The 17,905-nt window shown below is 58.1% G+C and carries 13 protein-coding genes and 1 pseudogene; 5 read left to right on the plus strand and 9 right to left on the minus strand.

Features of this window, described 5'->3' with window-relative positions:
• Positions 1-86 precede the first annotated feature (86 nt).
• The 3 genes from O7A61_RS01000 to O7A61_RS01010 all read right to left on the minus strand — a co-directional run bounded on the left by O7A61_RS01000 (position 87) and on the right by O7A61_RS01010 (position 4,210).
• Positions 87-1,223 carry a mandelate racemase/muconate lactonizing enzyme family protein gene (locus O7A61_RS01000; protein ID WP_337128022.1) on the minus strand — a complete coding sequence of 379 codons (1,137 nt, stop codon included), beginning with the start codon at positions 1,221-1,223 and terminating at the stop codon, positions 87-89.
• A gap of 119 nt (positions 1,224-1,342) precedes the next feature.
• A complete protein-coding gene (locus O7A61_RS01005) occupies positions 1,343-2,446 on the minus strand; it encodes a mandelate racemase/muconate lactonizing enzyme family protein (protein WP_337128023.1) in 1,104 nt (367 codons plus the stop codon).
• A gap of 192 nt (positions 2,447-2,638) precedes the next feature.
• Positions 2,639-4,210, minus strand: coding sequence for an ABC transporter substrate-binding protein (locus O7A61_RS01010; protein WP_337128024.1), 1,572 nt, complete (start codon positions 4,208-4,210; stop codon positions 2,639-2,641).
• A gap of 200 nt (positions 4,211-4,410) precedes the next feature.
• Between O7A61_RS01010 and O7A61_RS01015 the strand changes: the two genes are divergently transcribed.
• From O7A61_RS01015 to O7A61_RS32530, 3 genes and pseudogenes are all read left to right on the plus strand, one after another.
• Complete coding sequence (locus O7A61_RS01015) at positions 4,411-5,367, plus strand: ABC transporter permease (RefSeq protein ID WP_337128025.1); 957 nt, start codon at positions 4,411-4,413, stop codon at positions 5,365-5,367.
• On the plus strand, positions 5,364-6,275 hold the full coding sequence (locus O7A61_RS01020; protein WP_337128026.1) for an ABC transporter permease: 912 nt from the start codon (positions 5,364-5,366) through the stop codon (positions 6,273-6,275). Before O7A61_RS01015 ends, O7A61_RS01020 begins: the two co-directional genes overlap by 4 nt.
• A pseudogene (locus O7A61_RS32530) lies at positions 6,265-7,919 on the plus strand (ABC transporter ATP-binding protein). Before O7A61_RS01020 ends, O7A61_RS32530 begins: the two are co-directional and overlap by 11 nt.
• A gap of 67 nt (positions 7,920-7,986) precedes the next feature.
• Here O7A61_RS32530 and O7A61_RS01035 read toward each other — a convergent pair.
• From O7A61_RS01035 to O7A61_RS01060, 6 genes are read right to left on the minus strand one after another with little or no spacing between them, the layout of a single operon-like run.
• Complete coding sequence (locus tag O7A61_RS01035; protein ID WP_337128029.1) at positions 7,987-9,090, minus strand: alcohol dehydrogenase family protein; 1,104 nt, start codon at positions 9,088-9,090, stop codon at positions 7,987-7,989.
• Positions 9,091-9,106: 16 nt separating this feature from the next.
• Complete coding sequence (locus O7A61_RS01040; RefSeq protein ID WP_337128030.1) at positions 9,107-10,213, minus strand: mandelate racemase/muconate lactonizing enzyme family protein; 1,107 nt, start codon at positions 10,211-10,213, stop codon at positions 9,107-9,109.
• Positions 10,210-10,590: a carboxymuconolactone decarboxylase family protein gene (locus O7A61_RS01045; protein ID WP_337128031.1), complete on the minus strand. Its 381-nt coding sequence runs from the start codon at positions 10,588-10,590 to the stop codon at positions 10,210-10,212. Before O7A61_RS01045 ends, O7A61_RS01040 begins: the two co-directional genes overlap by 4 nt.
• 11 nt (positions 10,591-10,601) lie before the next feature.
• Positions 10,602-12,056 (minus strand): aldehyde dehydrogenase family protein, encoded by a 1,455-nt coding sequence (locus O7A61_RS01050; protein WP_337128032.1) that lies wholly within the window; start codon positions 12,054-12,056, stop codon positions 10,602-10,604.
• Positions 12,049-13,152 (minus strand): aromatic ring-hydroxylating oxygenase subunit alpha, encoded by a 1,104-nt coding sequence (locus tag O7A61_RS01055; RefSeq protein ID WP_337128033.1) that lies wholly within the window; start codon positions 13,150-13,152, stop codon positions 12,049-12,051. Before O7A61_RS01055 ends, O7A61_RS01050 begins: the two co-directional genes overlap by 8 nt.
• The gene (locus O7A61_RS01060) at positions 13,149-14,045 is read right to left on the minus strand and encodes a MurR/RpiR family transcriptional regulator (protein WP_337128034.1); all 897 of its coding nucleotides are present in this window, start codon (positions 14,043-14,045) and stop codon (positions 13,149-13,151) included. Before O7A61_RS01060 ends, O7A61_RS01055 begins: the two co-directional genes overlap by 4 nt.
• A gap of 70 nt (positions 14,046-14,115) precedes the next feature.
• On the opposite strand from O7A61_RS01060, the gene O7A61_RS01065 reads away from it, so the two are divergent.
• Positions 14,116-16,593, plus strand: a complete 2,478-nt coding sequence (locus O7A61_RS01065; protein WP_337128035.1) for an FAD-dependent oxidoreductase — start codon at positions 14,116-14,118, stop codon at positions 16,591-16,593.
• Positions 16,586-17,884 carry an aspartate aminotransferase family protein gene (locus tag O7A61_RS01070; protein ID WP_337128036.1) on the plus strand — a complete coding sequence of 433 codons (1,299 nt, stop codon included), beginning with the start codon at positions 16,586-16,588 and terminating at the stop codon, positions 17,882-17,884. The genes O7A61_RS01065 and O7A61_RS01070 overlap by 8 nt, the downstream gene beginning before the upstream one ends.
• Positions 17,885-17,905: the final 21 nt, after the last annotated feature.

The raw sequence follows: 17,905 nt of genomic DNA on the forward strand, positions 1-17,905 counted from the left end.
GAGTTCCCGGACGCGCGTGTTTGCGAACGGGCGGGGGCTGAATCGACGGCAACGATTTGCGTAGACGAGGCCCTCGTCGTATCTCGTCAGCGCAGACCAGGAGTACCACTCGCCGGCTGAGTGCCATACGTTGCAACCGGGTTGCCGAGGCTATCCCAGTCTGGCTGCACGCCAAGACCGGGGTCATCAGAGGCGTAAAGTTTTCCGTTGTTGGTGGCAGGAGCTGGGACTCCTGTGCTCTCGTTGTTGTAGTTGTGCAAGTCGGTCGTGTTGACGAGAAATTCCGCGGGCGTCGAGGCTGCAAAATGGGAAACCACCGCCGTCGTGATCTCGCCGCCCCAGCTGTCTTCGGCGACAATCGGAATCCTGTTGTCGATGAGGAGATCTCGCATTCGCCGCGCCTTTGACAGTCCGCCTTGCTTGGCAACCTTGAGGCACACGATTTCGGCTGCGCGGTCCGCTATTACTCGCTGGACCATATCCATACCCGTGATGCATTCGTCCAGCTTGATAGGTAGATCAACTTTTCGCCTTACCTGGAGACATTCCTCATACGTTTGACAAGGCTGCTCCATAATATAGTCGAGATCTCGGGTGGCTCGGCCGACCTGGAGGGCTTCGTCGACACGCCACCCCTGGTTGGCATCTGCGAAGGCTTTTTCGCCGGGCAGCAGGTTGGGCACGGTCGATCGGATGCGCTCGATGTCTTCGACCCAGTTTGCCCCTACTTTGATTTGAAACTGTCGATATCCGTTGTGCCTCAGGATATCCATCTCAGCGACCATTTCTGACGGGGACTTCTGAGGCGCCACCTTGTAAAGGGGCGCGCCGTCGGTATGTTTTCCGCCAAGGAGCATCCATACCGGTTGCCCGACGGCCTTTCCAAGAATATCCCAGCACGCTGCATCAAAAGGCGCTTTTGCATAGCCGTGACCACGGATGGTGTTGTCCAGGATGCGTTCGATAACCGAAACCTGTCTTGGGTCTTGACCTAACAGCGCGGGCGCGAGCAAACGAGCGGCCGCTTCCGTCCCTTCACCGTGCGCCTCCATATAATTTTCGCCACAAGGGCAAAATTCGCCGGCGCCAATAATCCCTGCGTCAGTCCCGATTACCACGACGGTGGATCGGGCGATCGAGATCGCATTGCCGCGACCCCAGCGGTAAGTGCCCCCGATATAGCTGAGATCTTTTCGATAAATTGCGACTGACGTGATTTTCATCTTGGTTCACCCGATCTGATTTGGATGGTAATTCTAATTCCTCCGCGGCCTCTGCAAGTTCAGGCTGCGGGAATAGCGAATTGCTTCGGTTTTCATATGCGCGGTGTCCACCGGAGCGCCTAGTCAATAAGGGCCACGGACTGGCCAAGTGCTTCGGGATCCGGGCTAACGCCGATGCCTGCACCTTCAGGCGGCGCGATGCGCCCGTTGCGGCGCTGGGGTGCGCTGGTGTCGAGACGAGGAGCGACGTATCCCGACAGATCGCATGTGTTTAAAAGACGGTTCGATGGCGTCGACGCCGCCAGATGCAATAGAGCACCAGTGGTAATGTCTGATCCCCAAACGTCCTCAATGCACATTTTAGGACCGAGGTGCAGGCACAAGTCGCGAAGCCGGCGAAGTGGGCTAAGGCCGCCGGACTTGGAGAGCTTCAGCGCCACTGCGTCCATGCAGCCAAGATGGTAAGCATGAAGCAGCGACGCGGTGTCGTGGGCATTCTCGTCGATTTTCATCAACAGTCCCGTCGCGGCCCGAACCGCGGCACATTCTTCCAGCGTGGCGCATGGCTGCTCCAGCATGATATCGAATGGCGCTACGGCCTTCCCCACCCGCGTCGCGTCCAGCCGGGACGCTCCACAGTTCCAGTCTCCGTAAACCAAGGGCCCTGCTCCAACAGCCTCCCGAACGAGACGTAGTCGAGCAACGTCGGTCTCCCAGTCATCGTCACTTCCAAGTTTGACCTGAAACTGCGCTATTCCTTCGCCCTTCGCCTCTCGTGCAATTCGGGCCATCTCATGCGGCTCGACGCATGTGATTGAATGATATAGCGGCATATCGGCCGCTTGGCGCCCGCCTAGGAGTGCATAGAGAGGCAGCTGGGCTACCTTACCAGTGATGTCCCACAGGGCCAGGTCAAGAGCGGATTTCGCGTAGGGGTGCCCCTGCAGCCAAGCGTCTACACGGCTCATAAGCGCCTCAGGACCGACAGGATCAGCCCCGATGACAATCGGCGCGACATATTCGAGGGCGGGGCGAACACCCTCGGAATAGGCCGGAAGGTAATACGGAATGGGACAAACCTCGCCCCAACCCGCGATACCTTGATCAGTATCGACACGCAAAACCACTGACGTGACAGTTTCGCAGCTCTTTCCGCCAGACATGTGGTACGGCGTGTGGCTCGCCAGTGGTACCTCCCACAGTGTCATTCGCGTGATCTTCATTCTTCACCTCGCTAGGGCACGCCGCTGCCAGCAGGACAGCGCGGTGGCAAGGACGAACCCGCCGCGATTGGTTGAGGGGGGAAAGTCGCGCCCATCGTGAGGCGCGACTTATGCGCAACTTGCGCTGCGATGGCTTACGGAACGCAAGAACCTTGGGTCTCTCCGGCCAACTACGCCAACAGCGTCAGACCATTAAGCCCCAAACCAAGCTCGCTCGGCCAAGCGGGAGCCACCCATCGTGCGGACAAGGTCCGGTGCAACGCCCTCAACCTTGGTGCTATATCCGTCCAGCGATGCAGGAAAGGCGAAGATACAGTTGCCGCCTTGTTCGCTGCAGATGGCTTGCATCTCATGGTACATTTCAGCCCGCTTTTGGGCATCGCCTTCGATCCGTGCGCTTTGCAGCAATTGACCGAAGCGATCGTCACACCAGCGTGACTCGTTCCAGGGTGCCTTGCATTGGAACGCGAGAGAAAACATCATTCCAGGTGTCGGTCGTACGCCCCAATAGGTCATGAAATAAGGGCGCTTCATCCATATGTTCGACCAATAACCATCATCAGGCTCGCGCTTCACCGATAGGTTGATCCCGGCCGCCTTTGCCTGTTCACGCATCAGGACGGCGGAGTCGACCGCACCGGAGAACGCCGCATCGGCTGCCGAGAGCTCGATGTCAAGCTGGGTTAGACCCGCCTGCTTCAAATGCCACTTGGCTTTGTCGGGATCATAATGGTGCTGCTTCAGTTCCTTGTTGAAGAAGGGGTCATTGCTTGCAATGGGCTGATCATTGCCCGCTTCGGCAAAGCCCGAAAAGACGCTTGCCACCAAGGCATCGCGATCCACGGCGTATTTGATCGCCTGGCGAATGTTGTTGTCTGAGTAAGGCTTGTTCGTAACGTCCATACCGGATGCGACATACGCTCCGCCTACCGTTTCCACGATTTTAAGATTAGCGTTTCTTTTGACGAGCTGGACGATCTTGGGCTCGATGCGATCAGCAGCGTCGATTGCCCCGGTCGTCAGCGCGTTAGCGCGAGCTGCGGCATCGTTGATGAAGGTAAACTCAACCGCGTCGAACCATGCCCTGTCGGCCTTCCAATAATTAGGATTTCGATGCGCCGAAAGTGATACTCCAGGCTGGAACTTATCGAGGATGTAAGGCCCAGTCCCGATGAAAGTAGTCCAGTCCTTGAAGCCTTCGGGTATAATCTGCAAATGGAAGTCAGCAAGGATGACAGGGATGTCTCGGTCACCCTGCGAATGCTCGATTATAACGGCGTGATCGCCGTCGGCTCGAATGTCCGATATTCCTTCCAATAGACCTTTGGCTGCCGATTTGGAATCGGCGGCTGTATGCCGCTTTAGGGAATAGACCACGTCGGCCGCGGTCAGTTTTTTGCCGTTGGTAAATGCGACGTCCGTGCGAAGTTTGAACGTCCATTTTTTGGCATCTTTGCTCGCGTCCCAACTTTCTGCGAGTTCTGGAATAGGGCTCTTGTCCGGTGTCAACTCGACGAGGTTGTTTCCGAATAGCCAGCCGGTTGCGTAGTGAGAGTCGGAGAGATAGGTCATGGGATCCAAGCTATCGCCCGTTCCCCCTTGCGAGTATCCGACACGGAGCGTTCCACCGCGCTTCGGTGCCGCCGCCGCGGCGCGGGCGTTGCGCACGCTCGGAATACCTGTGGTGGCCGCCATCAGGCCCGCACCTGCAATCAGCAGGCTGCGACGCGTGAGATCCCAAGATTTCGAAGAACCATCGTTCATAGGTACTCTCCCATTATGCCCCGGACGTTGCCAGGCCGCTTTCTGAGGCTCCCGAAAGCTGCCCTCCTGATGTGGCCGCCATGCCGGATTTCTTAGCTTGATCCGGCTGTGGACTTTCCTGATTGATGAGGGTACGATTGTTTTATTGGACTGTCTATACAAAAACGATTGTATCACGACATCGGTCAGAGAGGCTCCTGATGGGCACCATTTCCACGTTGATCATCAAGCGCTTAGCGCTCGGATTCTTCGTCCTTTGGATTGTGTCCCTGATCATCTTTCTGGGCGTTTCCCTCCTTCCTGGTGACGTCGCCAGCGAGATGCTGGGCCAGTCGGCGCTGCCTGAGACGGTCGCCGCATTCAGGCGTGAATTGGGGCTCGATTTGCCTCTCCACATCCGATATTTGCGGTGGTTAAGTGGCCTTCTGACTGGCGATCTTGGGCATTCGCTTGCGAATGGGCGTCCTATCTCGGAGTTGATATCCGAACGTCTGGGCAACACTCTGTTTCTCGCCGGTGTTGCTGCCTGCTTTGCTGTGCCCGTTTCGGTTTTCCTGGGGCTGCTCACGGCGCTCTACAGGGGGAGCCTGTTTGATCGCATCGCGAATGTCGTGACGTTGACCTGGATCTCGTTCCCCGAGTTCTTCGTCGCCTATATCCTGATCATGTTTCTGTCGGTTCACCTTGGCTGGTTCCCAAGCCTGTCGGCCGTTCGGGAGGGCGATAGCCTGATACACGCCGTTTACCTAGTGGTGCTCCCGGCTGTTACCCTCACGCTTGTGGTTGCCGCGCACATGCTGCGGATGACGAGAGCGGCTGTCATCAGTGTGCTGGGCAGCCCCTACATCGAAATGGCTAAGCTCAAGGGAGTTGCTCAGCGACGGATCATATTCTGGCACGCGTTGCCGAACGCGCTCGCCCCCATCATCAATGTCGTTGTCATCGATATGGCCTATCTGATCGTGGGGGTTGTCGTTGTCGAGGTGGTCTTCGTCTATCCCGGTCTCGGCCAGCTTATGATCGATTCCGTCCAGCGGCGTGACGTGCCTGTCGTTCAAGCTTGCAGCCTGATCTTCGCGGCTACGTATGTGCTTTTGAACATGATCGCTGACGTGCTGTCGATCGCCACCAATCCGAGGCTTTTGTATCGAAAATGACCGACAAGGTAACACGCCGTTTTTCGCCCGGCCTTCAACGCGCGCATTCGCATAGGCCAACCCCCCTTGCAGTCAGCGCCGCGCTTTTTAAGCAGATTGCGGACGCCTCCTGGAGCGCACGACTGGGTCTCGCGATTGTCGTATTCTATATCTTCATTGCCTTATTCGCTCCGGTGCTAGCTCCGTATGGCGAGAGCCAGGTGGTCGGCGCCCAGTTTGACTCCTGGAGCACACACAATCCGCTCGGAACCGACGGCCTTGGCCGTGATATGCTGTCGCGCCTGATCTACGGCGCTCGCAATACGGTTGGGATCGCCTTCGTTACGACGGTCCTCGCGTTCCTGCTAGGTGGCAGCGTTGGCATTTTCGCGGCCGCTGTCGGCGGATGGATTGACCAGGCGCTAGCGCGGGTGGTCGATGTCCTGATGGCCATCCCTCAACTGATCTTCGCGTTGCTTCTGCTCACTCTTTTCGGCACGTCGGTGCTTTCCTTGATCGCCATCATTGCCGTTCTTGACGCTACGCGGGTTTTTCGACTGGCAAGGGCGGCCGCGATGAACGTTGTGGTCATGGATTTCGTCGAGATCGCAAACTTACGCGGGGAGGGGTATGGTTGGATCCTCCGCCGCGAAATCCTGCCAAATATCCTGCCGCCACTCTTAGCTGAATTCGGGCTTCGCTTTTGCTTCGTCTTCCTGCTGATCAGTTCTCTGTCGTTTTTAGGGATCGGTCTGCAACCCCCAACCGCCGACTGGGGTTCGATGGTCAGGGACAACGCAATCCTTATCACCTACGGCGATGTAACGCCGCTGTTGCCGGCTGCCGCGATCGCCATTCTGACCGTAGGCGTCAATTTTCTCGTAGACTGGTTTTTGCACAAGGCGAACGGAATTCACGATGGGCAATGAGGGTGGTCTGGGAGCCGGAGGTGAAGTCCTTCTCGATATAAAGGGTCTACGCATCGAAGGGCGAGGTAACGCGGGCCGCATTGAGATCGTGAAGGGAATAGATCTCGCCCTGAAGCGTGGAGAAATACTTGGCCTTATAGGGGAGTCCGGGGCGGGGAAATCGACGATCGGCCTAGCTGCGCTCGGATACGCCCGGGGTGGGTGCAAAATCATCTCGGGACAGATAAAGTTTAACGGGAAGGATCTGGGCAGACTGACCGAGGAAGAACTAAGACGGCTACGTGGCGATCGCATCGCATATGTAGCGCAGTCGGCTGCCGCAGCCTTCAACCCCGCACATCGCATCATCGACCAGCATGTCGAAGTAGCAGCCCAGCACGGCGTTCGGGACCTTAACGCTGTTCGTGCGGAAGCCAAGGTTTTGTACTCGAAGCTCCGGCTGCCTGAGAACATTGGCGCGCGCTTTCCGCATCAGGTTTCTGGAGGGCAGCTTCAGCGAGCAATGGTGGCGATGGCATTGGCTTGCAAGCCGGACCTGATCGTTTTCGACGAGCCGACAACGGCCTTGGACGTGACGACGCAAATCGAAGTCCTTGCTGCCATCAAGGACGTGGTTCGCGATTTTCACACCGCAGCGATTTACATAACGCATGATCTTGCCGTGGTGTCGCAACTGGCCGACAGGATCATGGTGCTACGCTACGGCGAGTTGGTCGAAGAGGGCGAAACCACTCAAATTCTGACGCGCCCTACGATGGAATATACCCGACAGCTGCTTGCCAGAGGTTTTCCAAACCCGACAAGGCCAGCAGTTCTCATGAAATCCTGAACGTCAGCAACATCAGCGCCTCCTATGGCTCGGTCGAGGTTCTCGATGATGTCAGCGTGTCGGTCGGCGAGGGCACGACAGTCGCCATCGTGGGAGAGTCGGGTTCGGGGAAATCCACTCTGGCGCGGGTGGTTACAGGATTGCTGCCTTGTAGCCGCGGGACCATGTCGTTCAATGGACAGCGCCTCGACCCCACGCTTCGCCGCCGCGACAACGAAATACGCCGGCGCATCCAGCTAATCCACCAAACCCCAGACACGTCCTTAAATCCGCGTCAGCGAGTAAGCGAAATCATTGGGCGTCCGCTGAGCTTCTATGGAGGACTGGATAGCCGCGGCTGCCTCATCCGCGCAGCCGAGCTCCTTGAGCAAATCGAACTCGATGAAACCTATCTCGATCGCTTTCCCGGTGAGCTTTCTGGTGGACAAAAACAGCGCGTTTGCATCGCCAGGGCGTTAGCGGCAGAGCCGCACCTCATCATCTGCGACGAGGTGACCTCTGCGCTCGACCAATCCGTAGCCAAGGGCATCCTGAAGCTGCTGACGCGGTTACAGAAGGAGCTGCGGGTGTCCTATCTGTTTATCACTCACGACCTTGCAACCGTCGAGGCGATCGCGGACGAGGTTGTGGTTATGCGGCAAGGTCGGGTGGTCGAGCAGGGCCCCAAGGAGCAAATTTTTAGACCGCCGCATCATCCTTATGTGGAATTGTTGCTCACCTCGGTCCCTCAGATGAACCTCGGCTGGCTTGATTCCATTCGACAGGCGCGCAAGCTTCCTGTCGAGACGCCAGCTTTGGGAAACGAGGCGGTGTAGGGGCGATTTAACGACCCGCCAAATGGTTCAGTGCAGTTCGACTTGTGGCCAGCTTCCGTGCGTCACATCACATCGTGACAACGATGTTGCCGACATGCCGCTTTTCCATGAAAGCCAGTTGGGCCTTGGCGAGACCTTCCAGAGCGTATTCCGCAGCAAGAAGAGGCTTCAGCAAGCCCCGCTCGATGAGATCTACCAATCGCCTCGCCGTCCCTGGCGGCACTATTGTGGCGCCGGTCAGTTGCAGGTCCTTATAAATCAGTTTGCGCAGGTCAAAATCGACAACAGGTCCTGAGATCGCACCCGATGACGAATAGCGCCCCCCTTGACGTAGTGCAGCAATGAGGTGTGAAAACGTTCTGCCTCCAACGACGTCGAGCGCGACGTCCACATTGCCCTCGGCCGCATCCTGAATCGCTTCCGCCAACTCCGGGGTCTCGCGATCGACCACGATGTCGGCCCCAAGATCCTTCAATGCCTCCCTTTTGCTTGGCGAAGCGATCGCGATGATGCGGGCTCCACGCAGCCGACATAGCTGTATGGCTGCCGAACCCACGCCCCCGGAAGCGCCGGCAATCACGACTGTTTCACCGGGCTTCAACCCGGTACGCGAGACCAAATTCTCGGCAGTTGTATAGGCGCAAGGGAATGTCGCGATTTCAGCGTCGGACAAGTCGCAATCTATGCGCAGCGCATTCTCCGCCCGCACCGTCGTATATTCGGCAAAGCCCCCGTTGCATTCAGATCCGAAATAGACGGCACCCGACAGGTTCATCCAATCACTGGTGTCGAGAAGCCAGGGATCGACCATAACCCTTTCGCCGATGCGAGCGGTGCTTACGCCGTCACCAACGCCGACGATTTTGCCCGCCACGTCGGCGCCTTGTATGAGCGGAAAGCGAACCGCCGAACTTCCCCAAGTGCCGGTCTCGGCTTGGGCTTCGGTAAACCCGGCGCTGCCCGTCAAGGGCGTAATGCCGCCGGTGACCTGTTTGGAATACCAGGCCGTGCGAGTGTTGATGTCGGTGTTGTTGAGCCCGCATGCTCCCACCTCAATCAAGACTTCACCGGCGCTCGGCGCGGGAACCGGCCAATCCTCGCGAACTTCAAGTTTGTCCAGACCGCCGTGACCCGTCAGGATCACAGCACGCATCGATGCCTTTACGCTCACAAGCTGCTCCTCATGCCTACGCGAAGACGGACACGGGATCGCCGAGATTTTCGGCGTCCGGCGTCACCCCGAGGCCGGGTTCGGAAGGAGGGGTTGCAAAACCTTCAATATTTCTGGCCCCCTGTCCGGGAACCGGGTCGACAGCGAGGTGATGATGGCAGAGCCAACTCGCCAATCGGTTTGCTTTCGGCGTGGAGGAAGCCAGATGGATGGCAGCGGTGTCCGCCAGCGCGGACCCGCCGAGGTCCTCCAAATGCATTTGCCATCCCACGGAAACGCCAAAGTCTCTGATTTGCTTTGCTTTCGTCAAGCCGCCAACCCTATTGGGTTTCACCTTCACGCCTTCGCACGCTCCGAGCTTCCAGGCATCGAGATGGTCTTGGAACGTATGGAGGCACTCGTCCAGCATGATGGGCTGCTTCACTCTTTGGGCCACCTGCGCACATTGCGAGAGCGTCTCGCATGGTTGCTCCACCCAGCCGCGCAACGAGACGTTGTTCAGGACCTGCACCGCCACGGATGGCAGCCAAGCGCGATTGACATCGTAAGTAACGGTTTCATCGGGTCGCAAAGCCGCTTCGATCGCTTCGATCCGCGAGATGTCGACGACGGGATCACTCCCGCCGACCTTGGCGGAATGGGTTCTATAGCCTTCCGCGTAAGCCTCGCGAATGAGCGCGATCATTTCCTCATTCGACCCAGTCGAAATCGACGAATTCACGGCGACGGGGTCCGCCTTGTCAGCTCCCATCAGACGCCAAAGCGGCAAGCCACTGGCTTTGCCCAGAATGTCCCAGCACGCCATGTCCACGGCCGATTTGACATAGAGATGTCCCGGAAGCGCGACGTCCATGGTTTGATTGATGGAATTGAGCGCGCAGGGATCTTGTCCCAACAAGGAGGGGGCGAGCGTCGCGATGCCGGCCCGGATGCCTGGGCCGTGCGCGGGCAGATACGTATTTCCCCAGGGACAACCTTCGCCCCAGCCGAACAATCCTTCATCCGTCTCGATCTTGACGAAGGTGCTGTCGAGGCGCTCAAATTTGAGCCGCCCCCCGGAAAGCCAGTAGGGTTTGGTCAGCGGAAGGTCGACCTGAAACAGTGAAATGCGAACGATTTTCATAGGATCCCACGTTCCTCAAATACCTTCTTGGCAGCGCGAAAACATTCCAGTGCTTGGGGCACGCCGCAGTAGATCCCGACAGCATGGATTGCGGCTCGGATTTCTTCCTTGGAAGCGCCATTGTTCAGGGCTCCGCGACAATGGACTTCCCATTCGTGCATTTTGCCGAGGGCACCCAACATTGCTAGATTCATCAGGGACCGCGTCTTCGGATCCAGGGCATCGTCTCCCCAGCCAAATCCCCAACACCACGCAGTCATCGCCTCCTGAAAGGGCCGTGTGAAATCGTCGGCCGCGGCGAGGTTCTTCTCGACATATTCGGTCCCCAAGGTGGCCTTTCGCCTTGCGAGGCCGACATCGAACAAATCCTGTTTCAAGCGAGAACCTCCTACGAGTTCAATGCGATTGCGATGTTCTTGGTTTGAAGATAATTCCAGAGCGCCTCACGTCCCTTTTCGCGGCCGTAGCCAGACTTTCCGTACCCGCCGAACGGGGTTTCGACGCCGCCGGCATACCATTCGTTGACGAAGATCTGGCCCGCGCGCAGACGCGCAGCGGCTTTCATCGCTCGGTCGATATCCCTGGTGAAAATGCCCGCGACCAGACCGTAGTCGGTTCCGTTGGCGATGCTCAAGGCATCCTGCTCGGTTCTGAACTTCAGGATCGACAGCACCGGCCCAAAGACCTCTTCTCGCGCAATCGACATGTCTGGCGTGAGGCGGTCGAATACAGTTGGCTCGAGGAAATAGCCGGCTCGGTTGAGCTTGCGTCCGCCCGTGACAGCACGGGCACCTTGCCGCTCGGCTTCGCGGCACATAGCCTCGGCGCGATCACGCTGTCGCTCCGAGATCATCGCCCCCATATTGGCACCGAAATCCGTTCTCTCCTCGCCGGGTCCCGTCGAAATCGAGCGCGCCATATCCGCCACGCGCTCCACGACCTCATCGTGGATATCTTCGTGGACGATCAGGCGCGACATCGCCGAGCAAACCTGACCCGCGTTGAAGAAAATCCCCCAGCGCACCGAGGACACCAAACCATCCAAATCGGCATCGGGCCAGGCAATCGCGGCCGATTTTCCTCCCAGCTCCAGCACGCATGGCACGACGTTCTTGGCAGCTGCGCAAGCGATGCTCACGCCGGTTGGCACGGAGCCTGTAAAGACAATCTGATTGACATCGGAATGGGCGACAAGCGCGGCGCCTGCGTCGTGGCCAAGCCCACAGATCACATTGACCGCGCCCTTGGGCAATCCGGCATGTTCTGCGGCCTCTGCAATAAAGGCAGTTGTCAGGGGATCGAGTTCGGGCGTCTTCACCACGCACGCATTGCCGGCGGTCAAGGCGGCCGACAGCGAGCGGGCGGTCATCTCAAGCGGGTAGTTCCACGGGATGACATGCGCCGATACGCCATAAGGCTCATAGGTCGTGAAATCATAATACCGCTCGCCGAGCGGTATCGAGCGGCCCTCGATCGTCTCGGCCTGATTTCCATAATACTCAAAATATCGTGCAGCACCTTCAACTTCGAGCCGCGCCTCCCAAAGTGGCTTGCCGGATTCGCGGCAGAGCACATAGGCGATCCGCTCGATGTTGGCGAGCAGATAGTCACCCATTGCCCTGACCATTCGGCCCCGGCTTACCGGGCGCATGGCTGTGAGAGCACGGGAGTGGTGGCAGGCCCGAGCCGCTTCGACCGCCCGGTTGACGTCGCCTTGATCGGCAAGCGCTTGCTCGGCTAGCGCGACGCCCGTTGCTGGGTCGTCGACGGCGAGCCTGCCAGCGCCGCCGTCTACCCAGGCACCGTTGATGTAGTTCTGCCAATAGCTTTTGATCTCAGGCATCGACGGCATCACGCATCCATTGTTGCAGGACGCGTACCGAATGCTCGGAGTTCACGCCACATTTGGGATCAATCACCAGTGGTCCCGGATGATAGCCGCGGTTTCGCAGTCCTCGCTGGACCGCTTCGACAATATGGATGTCTTCTTCGACCGTTGTCGCGCGGTCCTGAACGGCAAGCTTTGCGACCATCTCGGAATCTGAACCGTCGACGGTATACCAGCCTCGCCAGACAACCACTTCATCGACACTCTTGACTCGCCAATGGTAGGTGTTGAGGACATTTCCCGGATAGACCTGAAATGAAAAGGTCGGCCATAGAAACCACGACGAGTATTCTCCAGCTCGCCGATTGGCATGAAGATCAATCGGGTAGCTCATTTTCTCGAGGTTCTGGCATTCGGTCGTGTGGCGTAAGCAATAGCCTTGCGGCTGGATATCGTATGTCTCAGGTTTTATAACGCCGGTCGCGAAGGTTTTGTGATTTAGCGTGCAATGATAACACTCGGAGTAATTTTCAATTGAAACTTTCCAGTTGCATTTCTCTGGAATCTCAACCCATTCAACAGGCTTGAGCTTTTCAATATGCGGCACGAACTCGCGAAGCTGTTCGCGCACTCGCGGGAACCAGTCGTCCATCGGTTTGGCGTCGGGATCGAGATTGACGAAGATGAATCCGCAAAAAAGCTCTGTTCGGACGGAACTGAGGCAAATCGCACTCCGGTCAAACCCGGGCACGGCATTGACATTTGGTGCGCCGCGCAGGTTCCCAGTAAGTTCATACGTCCAGGCGTGATAGGGACAAACCAGGAGCTTGGCGTTCCCGCTGCCTTTCACCAGCTCATGTGCGCGATGCTGGCACACATTGTAAAACGCGCGGATCTCTCCTTCTTTGTCGCGAACACAAAACAAGCTCTGGCCAGCGATCTCGAAGGTGAAAAAGTCGCCAGGTTTTTCGACAAGCGACGAATGCCCGGCGAACTGCCATGTCCTGGCAAGGAGCCCTTCCTCTTCCCTGGCGAATATCGCCGGATCGGTGTAGTAGCGCGCTTCCAAGGAACGCAGGGGAGCAGGAGGCGGCACGCTTGGCGCGTTCATTTTGTGTCTTCCTTCCAATAAATGCCGAATTCGTGGCGGCGTTGATGGAACCGCTCGATGTTGCTGATCACGTCAGGCTTTGCCTCGGCGACGACAAACGCCATTATCGTTTCGAACAACGCGGTGAGCGCCACCGTTGAGGGGAAGAACTGCGGCGTCTCGGTAGGCACCACGAAACGTCGATCGGCTCTGACAAGAATTGGCGAGGCTGGGCTATCGGAGATGCCGATCACCTCGATGCCCTGGGCACGCGCAAGCTCAACGCCTTCCACAACCTCACGCCTGTAGGGCTTGAATGTCATCGCGATCAGAAGATCACCCTTTTCCATGCGAGCCAGGTCGTCGACAGGAAGTGAGCCGTTCCTGGGAATTGCGACGATGCTGCTGCCAGCCATGCTTGCGAGATAGGCAAAATTGCTGGCGATTGCGTTGGCAAAGCCAACGCCAAGAACGTAGGTGACGCGAGCCTTGACGATCGCGTCGGCTACCTCTTTCAGTGCCGTGGCGCTCGTTTCAGAAAACAATCCCTCAATGTTTTCGATCGATGCCGACGCCATCTCAGCATAGAGGCTGGACAACTTTCCACCTTTTGACAGCGACTGCAGCCAACGTGCGCGATCAGGGAAATCTTCGCGCCCGCGGATGACCTGTTCGCGAAAGGGCTTACGGAAGTCTTCGTAGCCGTCGAAGCCCAATGCACGTGCCATTCGCACAAGCGTATTGGGCTTTACCTCTGCGCCCTGCGCCATCGTCCTGATCGAGGTGATGCTGACCAGGTTTGCATTCTCAAGAACGTGCGCAGCCGCCTTCTGCAGCTCCGGCGTGAACGTCGCAAGCCGGCTCGTCAGTTCATTTAAGACCTGGGGGGCTGAGTTCATCGATGGTACATTCATTTGCTTCCTCATTGACAGGAGTACAATCGTTCGATAGCCCTGTCAAAGGCTGTTTGTCGGAGACGAAAAAATGACTGTATCCCACGCTCGAGTGGTCATCATAGGGGGCGGCATCATGGGCTGCGGCCTCGCCTATCATCTGGCGCATGAAGGCTGGACCGATATCGTACTGCTCGAAAAATCCGAACTGACCTCCGGGTCGACGTGGCACGCGGCTGGCCAGATTACCCATTCGACCTCCAGTTTTTCGCTAGGGAAATGTGTCGGCTACAACATCGATCTCTATTCCAAAGTGCTCGAGAAGGAGACCGGCCAGTCCGTGACGTGGCACGGGTGCGGGTCGTTCAGGCTGGCCTACACTGATGATGAACTGGATTGGCTTCGCCAGACCTTGAGCGTGGGCAAAGCCCTCGGCTTCCCCATGGAGCTGGCCGGGCCGGAACAGATAAGAAAGCTTCATCCCTTCTATAACCTCGAGGGCGTCAAGGCGGCGCTCTACACGCCCGACGACGGCCACGTTGATCCGGCTGGCGCTACGACCGCACTCGCGCAGGGCGCGCGGCAGCGTGGCGCCAAGATCATCCGACAGTGCCGAGTAACGGACATAAAGCCAGGCCTGAACGGTGAGTGGCGTGTGTTCACCGAACAGGGCGAGATCATCTGCGAGCACGTTGTGAACGCCGGCGGAACCTATGCGCGACAGGTCGGCGAATGGGTCGGCCTAGACGTACCGACTACCTCGATGACACACCATTATCTGATTACCGACACCGTTCCAGAATTCCTCACGCTGGAAAAGGAACTGCCCGTCGTGCGAGATGACCGCCTGGTCTCCGGATACATCCGTATGGAGCAGAAGTCCGGCCTGATCGGCATTTACGAGAAGGCCAATCCGAACGCGGTCTGGACCGATGGCTGTCCGTGGGAAGCCGAGCATGAGCTCTTCGAGCCGGACTACGATCGCATCATGCCGTGGCTCGAGAACGCCATGGGACGCATGCCGGTCCTATCCCAGCTCGGCATCAAGCGGGCCGTCCACGGGGCTATCTCGCACCCGCCGGACGGCAACCCACTGATTGGCCCTGCACCCGGGCTCAAGAACTTCTGGCTGAATTGCGGCTGCCAGATCGGCATTGGCTGGGGGCCGGGTCTGACCCGGGAGCTGGCGCGGTGGATGGTGCATGGCGCTGCCGACATCAACATGCGCGACTACGATCCGCGTCGCTTCGGCAAGTTCGCGAACCAGGATTATCAGGTGACCAAGGCGAAAGAGGATTACCTGCTTCGCCACGAAATACCGTTCCCGCACCTAAACAGACACGCAGGTCGCCCGGTCAAGCCGAGCGCCCTTTATGACCGCCTCAAGGCCAAGGGCGCGGTGTTTGAGGAAGTGTATGGCTGGGAGCGGCCACGCTGGTTCGCAAAAGCCGGTCTCGAGCAGCGTGATTATTATTCCTTTCGTCGGCCGGCCTGGTTCTCGGCTGTGCAGCAAGAGGTTAGAGCCGTTCGTGAGCGCGCCGGCATCATGGACATCTCGGCCTTCTCGAAGGTGCAGGTTTCCGGGCCTGGGGCAGCGGCTTTCATCGATCGGCTTATTCCGAATCGGCTTCCGTCGAAGCCGGGGCGCATTGCGCTGACGCACTTGCTGCATGACAGCGGGCGCATCGAGCTGGAAACGACGGTGGTCCGTTTCACTGACGATCGTTTCTATTTCACCTGCGCGGCCTTCTTCGAACAACGCCTGCTAGACTATCTGACCTTCGCCAAAACGCCCGACGATGCCGTGAGCATCACCAACCTTTCGGATTCCTGGGGTGCTTTGGCCCTCAACGGTCCGCGCTCGCGCGAAATCCTGGAGCCAAACACCGATTCCTCTCTGACGAACGCTGCGTTTCCGTGGCTGACGGCCCAGGAGATTGTCGTGGCCGGCGAGAACGTCTGGGCGTTCCGGATGTCCTATGCGGGCGAGCTCGGCTGGGAGTTCCACGCTCCACGGGAAAGCCTGCTGGCAATTTATGATGCCTTGCATGAGGCCGGCGATCCCCTTGGCTTGGTCGACTACGGTTCGTTCGCGATGAATGTCATGCGTCTTGAAAAGATGTTTAAGGGCGCCGGCGAACTGACCAACGAAGTCACGCTGCCGGAAGCAGACGTCATGCGTTTCGTCAAGCTGGACAAGCCGGACTTCAAGGGTAAGAAGGCGACCCAGGCTGCATCGGAAAAGCCTCCCAAATGGATTTGTGCCTACCTCCAGATCGACGCCGATGCTGTTGCCGATGGGAACGGAGGGGAAGCGATTCTAAAAGATGACCGTCAAGTTGGCTCGGTCACGTCGATTGCCTACTCGCCTTCGGCAGGCAAGATCCTCGCCTTTGCATATGTGGCTCCGGAGGTTGCCGGCCCGGGCACGAAACTGGAAGTCACGATTATGGGTGAGCTCCGGAAGGCGGAGGTTTTAGCGGAGCCGGCATTCGATCCGGACAACATTCGCCCACGAACCGACGTGGAAAGCACCGGCGCAAGCAAGAAGGTTGCGGCAAATGCTTGACACCTCCGCCGAGAAGTTAAGGCCCGCCCAGAAGGATTGGGCCGACCGGGCACAGGCCGTATTGCCTGGCGGCGGATTTGGAAATTTCGATCCGTCGATCGTCATACGCGAGGGTCACGGGGCTCACGTGTGGGACGAGAACGGCAAAGAGTATGTCGACTATCTCATTGGCTCGGGACCAATGATACTGGGTCATGACAATCCAGAAGTCGTGGATGCGATCCGCGAGCAGGCCGGAAGAGGGCTCACCTTCTTCGCAAGCAACAAGCACGGGATCGAACTTGCCGAGACAATCTGCGAGGCTGTTGCCTGCGCGGAAAAGCTTCGTTTCGTCTCAACCGGCGGCGAAGCGGATATGTATGCAATGCGTCTTGCTCGGGCGCACACGGGGCGCGACAAAATCCTGAAATTCGAAGGCGGATATCACGGCATGTCTTCGGAGGCGCTTATCAGCGTGTTTCCAGACAGGCTCGAAAATTATCCCAATGGCATTCCAGATTCCGCTGGCATCCCCGAGCAAGTGCGTGACGGCGTTTTCGTTGCTCCGTTCAACGACGCCGAGTTTGTGCGACAGTTCCTTGCCGAGCATGGCTCGAAAATCGCCGGCATCATTGTTGAGCCGCTCCAGCGATTGATCCCGCCGGCGCCTGGGTTCCTTGAGATGCTGCGTGAGGAAAGCTCCAAATGGGGCATCGTCCTGATATTCGACGAAGTCGTGACGGGGTTTAGATTAGCCTACGGGGGGGCCCAGGAGCGCTACGGAGTGGTGCCGGACCTGTGCGCGTTGGGGAAGATCATTGGAGGAGGTTTGCCGCTCGCAGCCATTGCCGGCAAGTCCGACATTATGGCGCATTTCGACAAAGGTGCCGTCGGTAAGGACGGCTTCACGCTCCAAATCGGCACGCTGAGCGGTAACCCGCTCGCCGCAGTCGCCGGCCTAAAGACACTCGAGATCCTGAGGCGCCCGGAGAGCTACACGCGCCTGCGTGGGAATGGCGAAGCCGTGATGGGGATGCTCAGGGACGCATTGAGCGAAACCGGCATTGCTTATCAAATTGTTGGCGATCCAGTCCTTTTTGACGTCGTGTTCACCGGGCACACAGTCCGATCCTATCAAGACGTGACCAAAGGCGATGCTGCTCTGGCGGGAAAGTTCAATGCGACCCTGCGTGAGCGCGGCATCTTCAAATCAACGGGTAAGATCTATTCTTCGCTGGCCCTCACCGACGCGGACCTTTCGTGGACGAAGGAAGCGATCACCCACGCTGCCAAGCAACTGCTCGCCAACTGAACTCAAACGCCTCCAAGGAAA

It is taken from the genome of Mesorhizobium sp. Cs1321R2N1 (assembly GCF_037179725.1).
Taxonomy (GTDB): Bacteria; Pseudomonadota; Alphaproteobacteria; order Rhizobiales; family Rhizobiaceae; genus Mesorhizobium; species Mesorhizobium salmacidum.